We start from the raw sequence: 15,687 nt of genomic DNA on the forward strand, positions 1-15,687 counted from the left end.
AAGTAAAACATATGTGCTTAAAAAAAATAAACATTAAATATTTTATAAATTATACTGTTAATGTTACTACTTTTTAACCTATTTTGACAGATAATTATAAAAAGAATGGATGCATGTTGAAAAGTAGAAAGGCAATGCACATATATTATGTTAAATATTTGAAACCTAGAATAATATTCAGTATAATTGAAGGAGGACACAGAATAGTGTTTGAAAGCGATGTTTTATAAAGATAGGGGGTCTTGTAATTGTTTAAAAAATCTACTCTAATTCTAGTGTTAATATTGCTTATGCCGATTATGTCTGGTTGTAATATAATTAAGAAGGTTAACAATCAAAATGTAAATAATACTGTAGTACAGGATGAGGCAACAAAAGATAATGATTCACAAGATTTAGAAGTGATACCAGAGCCTCAAAAAATAGATCCAATCATAGAGCAAATAAGTAAAATGACTATAGATGAGAAGATAGGACAAATGCTTGTAGTTGGAATTGAGGGCTATGACTTAAATGTGAATACTAAAAGTCTCCTAGAAAAGTCTAAGGTAGGTGGAGTTATATTATTTTCAAATAATGTTCAAGATACAAGTCAGCTTCTTAGTCTACTGAATTCATTAAAAAGTGAAAATCTACAAAATAAAATACCACTATTTTTGTCTATTGATGAAGAGGGTGGTAGAGTAACAAGAATGCCTATGGAGTTTAAAAAATTTCCAACCAATAAAGCAATAGGAAAAATAAATGATGAGACACTATCGTATAAGATAGGTGCTACAATAGCCTATGAGATAGGCTCCTTTGGCTTTAATATGAACTTTGCACCGATTCTTGATGTTAACAGTAATCCAAAGAATCCAGTCATAGGGGACAGGTCTTTTGGATCAAATGTAAATATAGTAAGCAGCTTAGGGATTCAAACTATGAAGGGAATTCAATCGCAAAATATTATACCTGTAGTGAAACATTTTCCTGGACATGGAGATACCTCTGTAGATTCTCATATGGGATTACCATCTGTAAATAATGATTTAAAAAGGTTAAAGAGTTTTGAGCTAATACCTTTTGCAGAAGCAATAAAAAATAATGCGGATGCAGTAATGATTGCACATATACTTTTACCTAAGATAGATAGTGAAAATCCATCTTCATTGTCAAAAATAATTATTACTGATATCTTAAGAACTGACCTTAAGTTTAATGGTGTTATAATCACTGATGATATGACTATGGGTGCTATAATAAAAAACTATAATATTGGCCAAGCTGCTGTTAAATCAGTAAAGGCAGGAACTGATATAGTGCTTGTGTGTCATGGCTATGATAATGAAGTAGCGGTAATTAATGCGATGAAAAGCGCAGTATCAAAGGGAGAAATATCTAAGCAAAGCATAGATCAAAGTGTTTATAGAATACTTAGTCTAAAGAAAAAATATAAATTGAAAGATGAAATAATAAAATCTGTAGATGTTGATGGTATAAATAATAAAATATATGAGGTGCTAAAAAATAATTTTTAAAATCTTATAAGAAAATATCAAAAATAAGGGTACCAATTTGGTACCCTTATTTTAAATGTATTAAGTAAAAATTAATATTTTTATCTCCCCAGCCTAAGTCCCAAGGTACATGATATCTATCGATGGTGTGTGTGTTAACAAGAGGGTAACCATGAGAATCAAAACCTGTTACTATAGCAAAATGATCTATATCTCTACCTTTGGCATAACAAATGAGATCTCCTATATCCAATTTTTGTACTGCACCACATGGGTACCCAGGAATGGGCGAAATTAACTCTTTAAATGTCCCTTTTCCTAGTAATTTTCCTCTACCACTATAAAGCAAATAGTTCTTAAAGGCATCGGCATTAACCCAGGCTGAGCTTCCGTCAGCTCCACCGTATTTTTTGTAAGTACAGTGCCAAGCACCATCAAATCGTAGACCACCACCTTCACTATCTCCTATTGATTGAGATACGTAATTAGTACAATTTCCACCAATGCCTGTATAATTTGTGTACTTTTTATTATATTTTGTTAAACTTTCGCTAGCCCAGGGTATTCCACAGTATTTATCTGCATATTTAACAGCATTTATTTTGTTATAATGACCTTTGGGAATAGCCTTTACTTCAGATGGTATTTTAGTACAATTACCTAGGGTATAAATAGGTTCTTTGTCAACATCAAGCTTCATGTCTTTTAATTCTCCCAAATAAGACTTCAGAGCATCTTCAAAACAATCTAAATACCAATCAGAATAAATTATCCATTTATCACCATTTTTTATCAATTCCATTGAGTGTGTTAATCCTACTCCAAAAACATTTGTAGTAGGGGTTACATCATTTTTATAAGTATACTGGAATTTATAATATTCATCCACTAATAAGCGAAGACCTCTTTGGGTTGTAGTTATTTTTCTCACGTTAGGTGTAGATTCAACTTTTATAAAATTCATACCTCTTTGACTTGACCAATCATTAAAATATTTGAATCTTTTAATTTCATGCTCTAAACTCCACTTTCCAAGTTTTTGAGATGCATCATAATAACTAGGAAGATTAGTAAGGTCTTTAGTAATAAACATGGAACAACGATCATTATAAATATTTTCTAGCACTTTTGTAATTTCAGTTTTATCAGGAGGTATTAAAGCCATTGTAGGAATAGCTATATTTTTATTAGTGTAGAAATTATCCGATTTATAGTAAAACAAACATAATAATAATAAAGTAAAAGATAAAATAATAATAGGCATACATTTTTTGTGAATAATAATTCTCATAGATTTATGCACCTCCAAGTTATGTAAATAATAAAATAAGCACTAATTTAGTATTCCACATTAATAAGATTTCTTGCAAAAATAATTTATGATTTACTTTGAAATCTTGGAAAGTTATTCATCAAAATAAATTTTATTAATATACTTAATAATGAAAATTAATTTTTGTGAGGTAACTTATGTATGGTGAATAGAAATACAACAAATGAAGTTCTCAATACTTCGTTACCTGTAGTTGCGGAGATAACAATATATACTTTAATGTCTATTTTCGATTTAATGATGATAGGAAAATATGGTGGGAATATAGCAGTAAGCGCTGTTGGTATAAGTAATAGTTTAACAAATGCATTTATAGGGATATTTATTTCAGGGGGAGTTTGTATAAGTATTGTTTCACTAGTTTCAAGACTCGTGGGCGCAAGACAGTATAAATTTGCGGAGAAATTCGCTGTCATTGGATATATTTTAGGTGCTAGCATTTGTTTAATTATCACAATTTTATTTTATTATTTTGGAAAGCAATTTCTATACATACTTGGAGCTAGGAATGAAGTTTTAAAAATAGGATATTCCTTTATAAAAATTAACTCTATAGCTTTATTCTTTTGTATGAATATGAGGCTTTTAAATTCTATTTTAATAGGATATGGAAACACTTTTATACCATTCATATGTTCTTTAATTGTATTTTCTATCAAAATAACTTTTAATTATTCATTGATTTTTGGTATTGTTTTTAAGTCTAGGGGAATAGAAGGATCTGCAATAGCCTCTACAATTGCTTATTTATGTGGTTTTATTTTTTCTTTTTACTATACTGCTTCTAAGGCGAAAATTACGCTTAAACACTTTTTTACCTTCAGCATTTCTTTTAAGGATATTAAAAAAGTAATAAAATTAGCTATTCCATGTTCAATGGAAGAAGCCGCCTTCAACATTAGTAAATTAATATGTGTAGCTATTATAATTAAATCTGGCAGTGCCTCCTTTGCAGCTGATGAAATTGCTAATATGATAGAAGGAATTTCAGTCATGCCAGGTATCGGATTTGGCATTGCAGTTATTACATTAGTAGGGCTTAATACTGGGAAAAAAGATTATAAAAAAGCAAAAGGAGTTGCTATTAACTGTGCTTTTTATGCAGTATTTATAATGTCTATATTTGCAATAATATTCTTATTTATGCCGGACCTTCTGGTGAATTTTTTTGTGGGTGAAAATGAAAAGAAAGTTGCTTATTTAGCGGGTAGGTGCCTTGCCATCGGAGCAGTAGAGCAACCATTTATAGGTATATCGCTTGTATTTGCTGGTGCATTAAAGGGGTTAGGAGATGTTAAGACTCCCTTTTTTATTTCTTGCTTTACAAGCTGGATTATAAGATTGCCATTAACATATTATTTTATACATCTTTTAAAGTACCCAGTTACAGCGGTATGGTGGATTACAGCGCTACAATGGGCGATAGATGCGTTGCTTATGGTTATCTTTTTTTATTTCAAATATAATGAATTTTCAAAAATTCAACAAGGTATTAGTTAATGGCTGTTTAATCTTGCTTTTAAAACATCAATGCTATCACTAGGGATTACACAAATTCTGTGCAAAGTATAAATACCATCATTTTTTCTTGCGACCCTGCCACCAAGTATAAACCCCATAACATATCCAGCATCCTTTGCCGCTTTAATTGTATTATCATTGTACTTTGCATATGGATAAGCTATATAATTTACCTTTTTATCTAAAATGTTCTCCAAAATTTTTTTTGATTCTTTTAAAGTATCTAGTTGCCTTTCATAAGAAAGAGTTGTTAATTCCTCATGATCTAATGTATGGCTTTGAATGTCTATTCCATTAGATTGAAGTTCTTTAAGCTGATTTGAAGTCATATAGCCCTTTCTTTTATCTATGGTTTTGGGAATAACGAATACTGTAGCCTTAAGATTAAATGCTTTAAGAATAGGGTATGCATATTGATAATTGTCTACATAACCATCGTCAAAAGTAATGACTACAGATTTTTCAGGTATGGGTTTATTTTCTATTATGAATTTAGATAGCTGCTCAAGGGTAATAGTAGTATAACCATAATCTTTTATATATTTCATATGTTGCTTAAACTGCTGCGCTGGGACCTTTAATCCATTGTTTTTCTCATAACCAATACAGTGATATGTAAGTATGCATATGCCTCTATCATTATATTTTAAAGGTACCCCTTTAAAGGATAATACATCATTTGTAGTTTCATAATTTTCTAATACAGATGACGGTTCTTTTAATACTAATTGCTGATTTTTGATTTCTTTTCCGAGGGCTGTTTTAGTATAAAAAATTGAATTACATGCTAATAATTCCACAATAAGTATTGAAATTAGATATTTTTTAAAATTATCCATAATTTCTCCTTTACATTATTTACAAATTTAAATTTGCAAATGTGTTTTTATTATAGTTAATATAAAAAAATACTACAGATGCAATTTAGAACATAATAAATAGTATTCCAAATCTATGACTTATTATTTATTGAATAAGGCATATAATTTTTTCAAGCAAATTGCAATTAATTTCCACTTATTATATAGGTTATTTTAGATAATAATAAATAATAAATTTGACTTAAAAATATATGTTCAATTGAACTTAAAAAGGAGAAAATATGAGAAAGAAAAGTTTAACTAGGATTATTGCTTTATCACTTGTGGTATTTTCTATATTCACTAATTATAGTTTTCTAGGCAGCCCAAATGCCTTAGCAGTTGACCTACCAAGTAAAGAGACGGAAAAAATAATATATTTAACCTTTGATGATGGACCTAGTGTACTGACCAATAAAGTTTTAGATATACTTAAAGAAAATAATGTAAAGGCTACTTTTTTCATTATAGGAAACCAAATTAAAGGTCAAGAAGCTGTGGTAAAAAGAATGTATAATGAAGGACATAGTATAGGATTACATACTTATACCCATAAATATAAGAACATATATCCTAGTAGAAGAGGATTCATAAATGAAATGTTAAAAACTCAAAATGAAATTAATACTCTCATAGGAATTAAACCAACAATAATAAGATTTCCTTTTGGTAGTAGAAAACATTTAACTGTGGATTTTTTAGAACAACTTCATAGTTATAATTTTAAAGTATACGATTGGAACGCTAATATGTCTGATGGAATTAAAGCAAGAACTCCTATAGATCAGTTGTATAGAGAAGCTACAAAAACTACCATTACAGAGCACCCAATAATACTTCTTATGCATTGTGACTATATGCATAAAAATACCTGTGTGGCTCTTCCTAGAGTAATAAAATTCTATAAGGATAATGGATATGAATTTAAGATTATTAATGATGGAACGCCTGAGAATTACTATCCTATTAAAAAATAATAAATGAAATTATAGTATCAAACAAAAAAGACTAATTGCAGAATCTACAATTAGCCTTATTTATTTTAGTTGTTATTTATATCGCTCCAAATCATCAACTAGCTTAGTTTTAGTTTTAATCATACTAGATAATATTATATATGTTTTTGAACTTGTATCATTGGAGTTTTTAACCAATCTTCCTTGTATGTCAAGAAACAGAGCTAGTATTTCCTTTTCAAAATAGAGGGAAAAACTTAGAAATTCTTTAGGGGTTGTAGCGTCTGTAGTATATACTCTTGAATTAAATTGGCTTATTAAAAAAGAAATCTTATCATATATTGAAAAATCAATTTTTTTAACTTCATCATCATTTACTTCTTGTTTTAGTTTTTCATAATAAACAAATGTTTTGTCTACATTGTCAGAAAAAACCTTAGATATTATCCTTACAGAAGGCGGAATATTGTTCTGCTTACTAATTTCTGCGTAAAGGTCCTTTCGCTTATTTGCAATAGCTGTAGCCTTATCTATAATGTCTATGATACTGTATCCCAAAACAAATTCATCTCCTTTTGTGACTCTGTGGTAGATAACAATTATATTCCTAAAAGTTATAAAACTCAAACAATACATAATAGAGTATTAATGAATATTTATCTACAAAATTTATAACCGTTGATAATATTGATTAAATCTCTAAGAATAGATGCAGCGGCAGGGGTTACGCCCGAAGCGCCTCCTAGAACTGTTAAATCACCAAGGGTATCAGAAGTAAATCTCACTGCTTTATTCTTTCCCTCTACCTTATATAAAGCATGACTAGGTTCAAGTTTTTCAAGATTAACTGTCATAATTAGTCCGTTATTGATTTTGCACGTTCGCCCCATAAGTTTATATTTTTTATTTTCGATTTTAGCATTGTTTATGTCTTGAGGTGTAATATTAGTAATTCCATCTACTGTAATATCATTTAATGTCTTACTTTCATGCATTAGCACATTAGTAAGGATAAGTAGTTTAGAAGCTGTATCAAAGCCTTCCACATCTAATGTAGGGTCAGTTTCTGCAATACCTAATTCCTGTGCTTTTTTAAGAGCTTCAATGTAGGTTAGAGCATTATCTTCCATTTCTTTTAGGATGAAATTTGTTGTGCCATTTAAAATACCTTCAATAGATAGAATTTCTGAACCAGCCAAATCAAACATACCAGCGTTTATAGCGGGAAGTGCACCACCTGTAGTGCAGCCTATGGCTAATTGCACATTATTCTTCACAGCTATTCCACGTAATTCATTATAGGCCAATAGAATGGGGCCCTTATTTGCCGTTATTACATGAATACCCGTTTCCAAAGCTTTTCTAATATGAAGCATTCCAGCTCCACCAGTTTCCTTATTAGTTGGAGTAAGCTCTATTAGAACATCGACGTCATTATTCTCAAGTAATTTATTGAAGTTAAGTTCACAACTGCCTCCTTTAGGGTAATTGATTATATTTTTTCCCATCTTAGAAAAGCCTAAGAGGTCTTCATAATTTATTCCTTCTGGATCATAAATTCCACCACTAGAATTTAAAATATAATTTACTTGAAAATTATAGCCATCCCTATGTAATTCATCTTTTTTATTTTCTATTAAAGATATAAAGGCTTTTCCAAGTCCCCCATATCCTATTACTGCAATTCTCATAAAATTTACTCTCCCTATAATTTTTTAGACAATCAAAGTTTGATAGTTATATTAAACCATAGCAGTAATGAATCATCAAGAAAGTTCTAATAAAGAATTGTAGATAATATTTTTGGTAAAATGGAGTTTCAGACAAGGAATTTAAAGGGCGTCTTCCTTATTTTCAGTATAAACGTTAGCAAGTTTATAGAACTCATTTTTTCTTTCCATAATTAAGTTTAGAAATGCTTCTTTGTCTCCATTTAAATGAATTATGTTATAATTCCTAATATTTAATATTTATGTTATAATTAGTATGAAAATTTGCTATAATTACTACATAATTGTAGATTATTGTGCTTCAATATACATTTTCATATTATAAGGACGTAAAATAATGGATTTAGGGAGGCATAGAGATGCCAGTTTTAAATGCAAGTCATGTGGTTAAAATTTACAAAGGAATGGGTAAGTCAAATTCTACAACGGCTCTTAATGGTATTAGTCTTACTATTGACAACGGTGAATTTGTTGCCATAATGGGACCTTCAGGGAGTGGAAAAACTACACTTTTAAATATCCTAAGTGGGATAGATAAACTTACCTCTGGTGATATTGAAATCTCGGGGCAAGGCATAAACGTAATGACAAAAAATGAATTAGCACTTTTCAGACGTCAGCATTTAGGTTTTGTTTTCCAAGAATTTAATCTATTAGATAGTCTTACACTAAAGGAGAATGTCATGCTCCCAATGATACTTGACAACAAAAATCCTGAAGATATTCAAAGTAAGACAAATGAAGTTATGACGATGTTTAATATAGCAGACATTATGGACAAGTATCCCTACACCGTTTCTGGAGGTCAACAACAGAGAGCAGCTATAAGCAGAGCTATAATAAATAATCCAGATATGATATTTGCTGATGAGCCCACAGGAAATCTAGATTCTAAGTCTTCAAAGAATGTAATGAGCTGCTTTGAGAAACTAAATACCATAAATAAAAATACAATATTAATCGTAACACACGATTCTTTTGCTGCAAGCTATTGTAACCGTGTAATTTTCATAAAAGATGGTCTTGTTAATATGGAGATTAGGAAAGAAGGCACCAGAAAGGATTTCTTTGATAGTATTTTAGGTTGCCTTGCAGTAATGGGAGGTGACAAAGATGACCTTTAACCAGATAGCTTTGAAGATTTTCAAAGCTAATTTGCGAAGGTATTTGCTGTTTTTTTTATGCAACAGCTTTTCCATAATGGTTTTCTTTACTTACTCCACAATCTATACAAACAAAGAGTTTATGAATCCTTCTAATATAAATTATGCTATTACAGGTAATATGGTTGCTCCTGGAGTAATGGTTATTCTTTTTTCAATCTTCTTTATATTTTATGCCCAGGGTTCTTTTATTAAATTTAGGAAAAGGGAATTCGGACTTTTTATGGTCTTGGGCATGACAAATCAGAACATACAGAGAATAATGCTTCTTGAGAATGGCCTAATAGCAATTTTTTCTTTACTTACAGGATTAGTGTCAGGAACAATATTTTCAAAGTTATTTTATCAACTGATTATTAAAATAATTGATGTGAATGGAATACCTTTTTCTATCTCAATTGAAAGTTATCTATACACTACGATCTTCTTCACAGTACTTTATTGTCTTGTAATAATGAAAGGATTTATAGATTCATTTAGGTATGAAATAATAAATCTTTTAAAAGCTACTCGAAAAAAAGACAATAACTTTCTAAATAGTCCAATCTGGAGTGTAATTGGAATTATACTAATAGTAATAGCTTGTTTTGATATGATAATTAATAACAGTGTGGAAAATTCATCAGTAGCATTACGAAGTTTGTTAGAATGCTTTTTAGGGATTTACCTTTTTATTTCTAACATGTTTTTGCTTTTTCCAATGATAACTAATTATTTTCACTATAAGAGTTATAAAAACCTTCTATTCATAGCTAATATGAAACATACTTTGGGTCAATCAAAGAAGATCCTTTTTATAATAACTTTATTTGTTAGCATGACAATATTTATGAGTACCATATCAGTAGTATTAATATCAGATTCTAAGAGAGTAGCTACTGCGTACAATCCTTATGACATAGCATATGCAGAAATATTTGGCAAAAACCAAATTACAGTTCCTGAACTTTATGATATTTTGAATAAGTCTAAGACTGCCCTAACTTCTTTAAAAAAAATAGATTTTATATCAAAACCATACATAACAATTTTATCTGATAAAAATCTGAATGCGAATTTGGGAACACAGTTAAAAGTTGAAAAAGGATGCTTTATATCACTATTTCAAATAGTAAAAGATGATGGCTATGAGCATGACACTACTACAATTAGTAGTCTAGTCATACCAATAAATGGTATTGATAATACATATAAACCTAAAGGGAAAATTACGAAAGTACTATTTAACAACATTCCAATACTGAGTAATGGACATTATGTTATTCTTAACAATAATGACTACCAAAATATAAGAACTACTTCTAATCAAGGTGAAATTGGAAGTATTAAGCTTTTGAAATTTAGGGATTGGTATAAAACTGAAGATGTTTTAAATGAGCTACAAAGCAAACTTGCCACTTATAACAGAGAAAATACAAGAAAATTTTTCGATAATATAAATGACGATATTAAATGGTTTAAACCAGCATCAAGAATAAGAGATTATTTGGATAATAAGCAATCAGGGTCATATTCGTTATTTTTGTGTAGCTTTGTAGGAATACTTTTTTTCCTATCTTCTGCGGTAATATTGCATTTCAAACTTTTAACAGAGTATGATAATGAAAAAATAAAATATAAAAAACTATATAAAATAGGAATTACTGATAATGAAGTAGCTACACTCATTTCAAAAGAGTTAAAAGTATTATTTTTTGTGCCCTACATATTATCAACTTTTGTATCAGCTTTTTATAGCTATAACTTGCCTGTTAAACAAGGAGGAGAGATGGTTACTGTAACGTATTCACTTATAATTAGTCTCATATATTTCTGCTTCCAGATAGTATTTTACTTGGTTTATAAAAAGATATATATAAGAAAATTAATTCAAGATTTAGAAGAATAAAAGATTGAAGAAAATACTTGAAAAATATAGAAATTATGCTATAATTTATTTTAACGTGAGAGTGTATCTAGGGTTCCGGTTTTAAAAATGTCTGGTCCGAGCGATACAGGATGAAATCTACACTTTTAGGAGAAAAGCCTGAAGGACGAGTCTCAATCTAGAGATTTGTTTTGGGGCTTTATTTTTTTTGAAAAAGGGGGATGTTTATAATGAGCATAATAAAAGTTGATAATCTTTGCAAAACTTTTAATGTTAAAACAAAGGAAGAAGGACTACGGGGGAGTGTTAAGTCGATTTTTTCACCGAGCTATCGGGAGATTAAGGCTGTGAATAATATTTCTTTTGAAGTAGAAAAAGGGGAGATACTAGCATTCATAGGTCCAAATGGAGCAGGAAAATCAACTACTATAAAAATGATGACAGGTATATTATATCCATCCTCAGGAAATATTGAAGTCTTAGGTATGGATCCATCCACTGAAAGAAAAGAATTGTCTTATAAAATAGGTACAGTTTTCGGACAGAAATCACAGCTTTGGTTTCACTTACCACCACTCGATAGTTTTCATTTACTGGGAAATATTTATGAAATGGATAAAGTAAAGCTCCAAAAGAGAATAGAGCTATTAAAGGAGATTTTTGAAATAGGTGACTTAATGGATATTCCTGTTAGAAAGCTTTCTTTAGGTCAAAGAATACGCTGCGAGATTGCAGCATCTATTTTACATGAGCCTGAGATTATATTTTTGGATGAGCCTACCATAGGACTCGACGTAGTTGTAAAACAGAAGATTCGAGAACTTATATTGCAGCTTAACAAGGAAGAAAAAACTACTATATTCTTAACCTCCCATGATTCCGGTGATATAGAACAATTATGCAAAAGGGCAATCATAATAAATCATGGCGAGGTAGTATTAAACGAAACAATTAAGAGTCTTAAGCATGATTATTTAAACAAGAAGATAATACAAATTAAGTATAATGAAATAGTGAATCTAGACAATTGCGATCTAAATATTATTAAAAATAAAGGGAATGCCATAAAGGTTCAGGTTGACACATCAAAACAAGATATAGAAAAGGTACTAACTGACCTAATAAAATGCGGAAAGGTGAATGACATAACTATATCAGAGCCACCACTCGAGGAAATAATATCACATATTTATAAGCTGAATAAGGAAGGTGATAAGTATGAAGGTGCTTCGTAAGTATGGACAAATCTCTAAAATAACCATGTCAAATAGCTTGGTGTATTTTTGGAATTTTCTTAGTAAAAACGTATTTTTTGTATTTATAATGTTTATATATTTGATGCTTTGGAAAAATATATATGCACAAAAGGGTAGTACAATTGCTGGGCTTAGCTTAAATGCAATGATCTGGTACTTGATAGTTACAGAACTGGTTACTCTTTCAAGAACAGACATACATGTACAAGTAAATGAAGATGTGAAGAGTGGTAATATAGCCTATTTATTGAACAAGCCTTATAACTATGTTATATATTGCTTCTCCTACTTTGTAGGTGAAATTGGCATAAAACTTTTAACCAATGGTATAATTGGGCTTTCTATAGGCTTCATATATGCTGGAACGCTTAAAAATTTTAATTTGCTGCACCTTCCTTTTATATTTCTATCATTAATTGTAGGCTGCTGTATTAACTTTTTTATCTATATAACATTAGCATTAACTTCCTTTTGGTTTGAGGACAATACTGCTTTCTTTTGGATTTATTCAAAACTGATATTTACCTTAGGGGGTATGCTTATGCCTATAGAACTTTTTCCTAACTGGCTAGCGAAGATATCAAAGTACTTACCTTTTGCTTATGTGACTTATGTGCCAGCGAGGCTTGCAGTAGATTTTTCGCTTTCGAATTTTTATAAACAGTTTTCAATTCAACTATTATATTTAGGAATATTTTTTACTTTAGCTATGACGTTATATAAGAAGGGGGCAAAGAATCTAAATGTTAATGGAGGTTAAGAAGAGCTTAAAGCTAATGGGTTATTACTTTAAATTTAATATATCTTCAGTTATGGAATACAGGATGAGCTTTCTTGTACAATGTTTTGGTATGATACTAAATAATTCAGCATTTATATTCTTTTGGTGGATATTGTTTAAGAATGTAAACACCATTGGTGGATATGGTTTTAAGGATGAAATGATGCTGTGGTCTTTAATGTCCACCAGTTTTGGTCTTTGTTTTGTAACCTTTGGTAATGTAAATCAAATTACAAGAATGATAATAAATGGTGAATTAGATACCTACTTGTTACAGCCTAAAGACCCTCTTATTAATATACTATGCTCTAAAACCATAGTATCCGCATGGGGTGATACCTTATATGGAGTAATTTTATTTTTTATAATCAAAGGTTTTGACATTAGAAGTTTCTTATTATTTTTATTATTTTGTATTACAGGTGCTTTAATATTATCTTCGGTACTCGTGACATTTCATGCCTTAAGTTTTTATTCAGGTAACACAGAAGGGTTAGCACAACTTGCTACAGAATTTTTCATAAGCTTTAGTATTTATCCAGAAGGTATATTTAATAATGCTGTAAAATATATACTTTATACTGTTATACCCGTAGCATTTGTTGTGTATATACCTGCAAAGGTGATAAATCAATTTTCTCTTGTTATGCTCCTAGAGGTTTTAGGAGTAACATTAATATGGATAGTAATAGCTTATACTATGTTCTATAGAGGCCTTAAAAAATATGAATCCGGGAATTTAATAACAAATAAATTATAATGGTGCCACCCACGTGGCAAGTGGCAAGTGTAAAATCTGAACTTAACATACAATTATAGATTATATAAATTCAATGAGGTGATGAGATGATAAATACAAAATCAATTGAAGCAGTTGATAGAAGTAAATACAAGGAGTTTACTATTCCATTATATGATAGTTACTGTTTTTCTAATATTTTTGGAAGTGTAAAACACTTATTTAATATTCCTTCAGATAAAAAATTACCTAAGGATACTCTAGAAAATTCACAGGATTCTCCTAATAAGATAGTTTTCTTTCTTGTGGATGCTTTTGGGTGGTGTTTTTATGATAAATACAAGGAGTCATCCAGTTTCTTACGCGAAATAGAAGAAGGTGGGATTGTTTCAAAGTTAACTTCGCAGTTTCCCTCAACCACAACAGCTCATGTAACCACAGCTTTAAGTGGAGAACCAGTATATGAACACGGCCTATATGAATGGTTCTATTATGAGCCAGAAGTGGATGATATCATAACAGCTTTCTTATTTAAAGAAGCAAGAAAAAAGGGCATAGAAACTTTAAAGAATAAAAATATAGAGCCTGAAAGCTTCTTACCTGAGAAAAACTTTTTTAAGGACTTATTAGAATATGGAGTTAAAAGTACTGTTTATCAATCAAGCTTTATAAATGATAGTACCTATTCTACTACAATGTGTAAAGATGCAACGGTGAAAGGGTATGATGAATACGAAGATTTATTTGAAGCGTTATCAAAGGATTTAATAAAGAATAATGAGAAAGAATATTTTTATGTTTATTTACCAGACATTGATCATGTTGCTCATGAAAAAGGAAATTGTTCAGAAGAATTTAAAGAAGCTATGGAGAAATTATTAAAACACATGGATAAATTTTATGAAAAGGGCAAAGAAAGCTTTAAAAATACAGCAATTATGATTTCAGCGGATCATGGGCAAGTAGACACTGATTTAAGTACAAAGTATTATTTGAATGACATAATACCCGATATAGATAAATACTTAAAGCAGAATAAAAACAATGATTTAATTTCACCAGCAGGTTATTGTAGAGATTTATTTCTCCATGTTAAGGAAGAACACTTATTTACAGTTAAGAAAATGATAGAAAAGCAGTTAAAGGATATAGTTTACGTATATACTTTCGAGGAATTGAAGGAAAAAGGCTTTTTCGGAAATCCAAGTAAAAGAATGCTAGAAAGATGCGGAAATCTTATTTTATTACCTAAGGATAATAACCATATTTGGTTGTATGAAAAGGATGTTTTTGAACTTACACTTATAGGACTTCATGGTGGAGCAAGTAAAAATGAGATGGAGATACCACTTTTGTTTTATAGATTTTAGACTAAAAAGTTTATGGATATTGTTTCATATAAAAAATATATTATATACGGTATATAACCGTTGATGATAGGAAGTCTCATAACAAAGGCATATTCAAGAAAAATTCTTAAATATGCCTATTTATGTGCATTGCCTCACTTAGAAATTAAAATGTTTTTATGTTCAAGAGATTACATAATAATTAGCCTATGAAATAACATGTATTTTAGCAAAGAATATTACGAAGACTCAATCTTTTTAGTAAAGTATTGTTTCGTTGGCAAGGCGATTAATAGTCCTAAAACAGATGGTATAAGGCCTTGAGCATAATATGATTGTCCATTTTGTTTTAACAAAAGAATAATAGGTAATACTAAAAAAAATATATCGTAAGTTATCATTAGCCAAAAACCCCATCTTTTGAGCCTCAAAAATCCATAAGATATTATTAAGAGAATTATAACCATTAATACTCTAATTATACCATCTGAAAAAGTAAGTGTCGGTATAGAATAAATTCCAAAACGTTCAGTAAATTTTGGAAACAATGATACTATCAATAAAAAGGCATTAAGAAAATTTAAATCTCTAACATATGTTATTAGTACAGGTCTTTTTTCACTCATACGTACT

The 15,687-nt window shown here is 29.9% G+C and carries 14 protein-coding genes; 9 read left to right on the forward strand and 5 right to left on the reverse strand.

The features are described from left to right. Nucleotides 1–248: 248 nt before the first annotated feature. Nucleotides 249–1,520, forward strand: coding sequence for a beta-N-acetylhexosaminidase (gene nagZ / locus G9F72_RS08100; protein ID WP_224676032.1), 1,272 nt, complete (start codon nucleotides 249–251; stop codon nucleotides 1,518–1,520). 46 nt (nucleotides 1,521–1,566) lie between these two features. Here the strand turns inward: nagZ and G9F72_RS08105 are convergent, their stop codons facing one another. Beyond that, nucleotides 1,567–2,790, reverse strand: coding sequence for an amidase domain-containing protein (locus tag G9F72_RS08105; protein WP_224676033.1), 1,224 nt, complete (start codon nucleotides 2,788–2,790; stop codon nucleotides 1,567–1,569). A 183-nt stretch (nucleotides 2,791–2,973) separates the two neighbouring features. On the opposite strand from G9F72_RS08105, the gene G9F72_RS08110 reads away from it, so the two are divergent. Further along, nucleotides 2,974–4,332: an MATE family efflux transporter gene (locus tag G9F72_RS08110; protein ID WP_164957828.1), complete on the forward strand. Its 1,359-nt coding sequence runs from the start codon at nucleotides 2,974–2,976 to the stop codon at nucleotides 4,330–4,332. On the opposite strand, the gene G9F72_RS08115 is transcribed toward G9F72_RS08110, so the two are convergent. Then, the gene (locus G9F72_RS08115; RefSeq protein WP_164957829.1) at nucleotides 4,329–5,192 is read right to left on the reverse strand and encodes a polysaccharide deacetylase family protein; all 864 of its coding nucleotides are present in this window, start codon (nucleotides 5,190–5,192) and stop codon (nucleotides 4,329–4,331) included. The two genes, G9F72_RS08110 and G9F72_RS08115, sit on opposite strands and share 4 nt — an antisense overlap. Before the next feature lie 263 nt (nucleotides 5,193–5,455). Between G9F72_RS08115 and G9F72_RS08120 the strand changes: the two genes are divergently transcribed. After that, on the forward strand, nucleotides 5,456–6,190 hold the full coding sequence (locus tag G9F72_RS08120) for a polysaccharide deacetylase family protein (RefSeq protein ID WP_164957830.1): 735 nt from the start codon (nucleotides 5,456–5,458) through the stop codon (nucleotides 6,188–6,190). Nucleotides 6,191–6,262: 72 nt separating this feature from the next. Here G9F72_RS08120 and G9F72_RS08125 read toward each other — a convergent pair whose 3' ends face one another. Then, nucleotides 6,263–6,727: a YdbL family protein gene (locus G9F72_RS08125; RefSeq protein WP_164957831.1), complete on the reverse strand. Its 465-nt coding sequence runs from the start codon at nucleotides 6,725–6,727 to the stop codon at nucleotides 6,263–6,265. A 98-nt stretch (nucleotides 6,728–6,825) separates the two neighbouring features. After that, the gene (locus tag G9F72_RS08130; RefSeq protein ID WP_164957832.1) at nucleotides 6,826–7,860 is read right to left on the reverse strand and encodes a homoserine dehydrogenase; all 1,035 of its coding nucleotides are present in this window, start codon (nucleotides 7,858–7,860) and stop codon (nucleotides 6,826–6,828) included. Between the two features lie 398 nt (nucleotides 7,861–8,258). Here G9F72_RS08130 and G9F72_RS08135 point away from each other — a divergent pair, with 398 nt between their 5' ends. The 6 genes from G9F72_RS08135 to G9F72_RS08160 all read left to right on the forward strand — a co-directional run bounded on the left by G9F72_RS08135 (nucleotide 8,259) and on the right by G9F72_RS08160 (nucleotide 15,075). Beyond that, nucleotides 8,259–9,023 (forward strand): ABC transporter ATP-binding protein, encoded by a 765-nt coding sequence (locus G9F72_RS08135; protein ID WP_164957833.1) that lies wholly within the window; start codon nucleotides 8,259–8,261, stop codon nucleotides 9,021–9,023. Continuing rightward, nucleotides 9,013–10,950, forward strand: coding sequence for an FtsX-like permease family protein (locus tag G9F72_RS08140; RefSeq protein ID WP_164957834.1), 1,938 nt, complete (start codon nucleotides 9,013–9,015; stop codon nucleotides 10,948–10,950). Before G9F72_RS08135 ends, G9F72_RS08140 begins: the two co-directional genes overlap by 11 nt. Nucleotides 10,951–11,159: 209 nt before the next feature. Further along, on the forward strand, nucleotides 11,160–12,164 hold the full coding sequence (locus G9F72_RS08145; protein ID WP_164957835.1) for an ATP-binding cassette domain-containing protein: 1,005 nt from the start codon (nucleotides 11,160–11,162) through the stop codon (nucleotides 12,162–12,164). Then, nucleotides 12,148–12,945, forward strand: coding sequence for an ABC transporter permease (locus tag G9F72_RS08150; RefSeq protein ID WP_164957836.1), 798 nt, complete (start codon nucleotides 12,148–12,150; stop codon nucleotides 12,943–12,945). The genes G9F72_RS08145 and G9F72_RS08150 overlap by 17 nt, the downstream gene beginning before the upstream one ends. Next, nucleotides 12,935–13,726 carry an ABC transporter permease gene (locus G9F72_RS08155; protein WP_224676034.1) on the forward strand — a complete coding sequence of 264 codons (792 nt, stop codon included), beginning with the start codon at nucleotides 12,935–12,937 and terminating at the stop codon, nucleotides 13,724–13,726. The genes G9F72_RS08150 and G9F72_RS08155 overlap by 11 nt, the downstream gene beginning before the upstream one ends. 86 nt (nucleotides 13,727–13,812) lie before the next feature. Continuing rightward, entirely contained in the window at nucleotides 13,813–15,075 is a 1,263-nt protein-coding gene (locus G9F72_RS08160; RefSeq protein WP_164957838.1) for an alkaline phosphatase family protein, read from the forward strand. A 218-nt stretch (nucleotides 15,076–15,293) separates the two neighbouring features. Here the strand turns inward: G9F72_RS08160 and G9F72_RS08165 are convergent, their stop codons facing one another. After that, a complete protein-coding gene (locus G9F72_RS08165; protein WP_164957839.1) occupies nucleotides 15,294–15,680 on the reverse strand; it encodes a hypothetical protein in 387 nt (128 codons plus the stop codon). Between the last annotated feature and the right edge of the window lie 7 nt (nucleotides 15,681–15,687).

It is taken from the genome of Clostridium estertheticum (assembly GCF_011065935.2).
GTDB classification, from domain to species: domain Bacteria; phylum Bacillota; class Clostridia; order Clostridiales; family Clostridiaceae; genus Clostridium_AD; species Clostridium_AD estertheticum_A.

Bases quoted from the DNA above. Each gene is read 5' to 3' on its own strand.
- G9F72_RS08105 (WP_224676033.1), bottom strand. From the start codon at position 2,790: ATGAGAATTATTATTCACAAAAAATGTATGCCTATTATTATTTTATCT.
- G9F72_RS08120 (WP_164957830.1), top strand. From the start codon at position 5,456: ATGAGAAAGAAAAGTTTAACTAGGATTATTGCTTTATCACTTGTGGTA.
- G9F72_RS08160 (WP_164957838.1), top strand. From the start codon at position 13,813: ATGATAAATACAAAATCAATTGAAGCAGTTGATAGAAGTAAATACAAG.
- G9F72_RS08110 (WP_164957828.1), top strand. From the start codon at position 2,974: ATGGTGAATAGAAATACAACAAATGAAGTTCTCAATACTTCGTTACCT.
- G9F72_RS08130 (WP_164957832.1), bottom strand. From the start codon at position 7,860: ATGAGAATTGCAGTAATAGGATATGGGGGACTTGGAAAAGCCTTTATA.
- G9F72_RS08150 (WP_164957836.1), top strand. From the start codon at position 12,148: ATGAAGGTGCTTCGTAAGTATGGACAAATCTCTAAAATAACCATGTCA.
- G9F72_RS08145 (WP_164957835.1), top strand. From the start codon at position 11,160: ATGAGCATAATAAAAGTTGATAATCTTTGCAAAACTTTTAATGTTAAA.
- G9F72_RS08155 (WP_224676034.1), top strand. From the start codon at position 12,935: ATGGAGGTTAAGAAGAGCTTAAAGCTAATGGGTTATTACTTTAAATTT.
- G9F72_RS08140 (WP_164957834.1), top strand. From the start codon at position 9,013: ATGACCTTTAACCAGATAGCTTTGAAGATTTTCAAAGCTAATTTGCGA.
- G9F72_RS08135 (WP_164957833.1), top strand. From the start codon at position 8,259: ATGCCAGTTTTAAATGCAAGTCATGTGGTTAAAATTTACAAAGGAATG.
- G9F72_RS08115 (WP_164957829.1), bottom strand. From the start codon at position 5,192: ATGGATAATTTTAAAAAATATCTAATTTCAATACTTATTGTGGAATTA.
- G9F72_RS08165 (WP_164957839.1), bottom strand. From the start codon at position 15,680: ATGAGTGAAAAAAGACCTGTACTAATAACATATGTTAGAGATTTAAAT.